General features: G+C 54.4%; 1 protein-coding gene. It reads right to left on the bottom strand.

Features of this window, described 5'->3' with window-relative positions; translation table 11 throughout:
- Positions 1-271: hypothetical protein (locus tag ABG80_RS13765; RefSeq protein ID WP_152987629.1), on the bottom strand; the 271-nt coding region annotated here is incomplete at its 3' end.
- Positions 272-467: the final 196 nt, after the last annotated feature.

The following is a 467-nucleotide window of genomic DNA, read 5'->3' on the forward strand; positions in this document are numbered from 1 at the left end:
TGAGGAACCCTTCAGGCAGCCACAAAGCCATGTCATCGCCCGCAGTGTCGCCCGTTGCCAGACGGGCGCAGTATTCCAACTGATCGCTGGTGGCTTGCTCAGACCAGAAGCGGGCAAACAAGCTGAAGTGTTCTTGTAAGTTGGCGAAGGCTTGTTCTGGTGTGCTGGCCTTGCAGCCCAGCATGGGGTTGCTCGGCAGAGCCACAACTGGCTTATATGGGTCGGGTGATTCGCCGAAATGGATTCGGCCCACCCCTTGTGGGATGCTCATGGGTTCCTCTGAATTATTGATGCGAACAAGTCTGAAATGGTGCCACGAATGAAGAGGCCCAACTGCAAATAGACCAACCTGCCTTCGCAAGGGATGTGGGCCTAAAAGTTTGTAACCACGCAGGCGAGGTGGCGCAAGTGCTTGATGTGCAATGCATTTGTTCTCCCATGATGCTGTTGTGGTGGTGTGATAGGTA

The organism is Aquabacterium parvum (assembly GCF_001447195.1).
In the GTDB taxonomy this organism is placed as follows: domain Bacteria; phylum Pseudomonadota; class Gammaproteobacteria; order Burkholderiales; family Burkholderiaceae_C; genus Aquabacterium; species Aquabacterium parvum.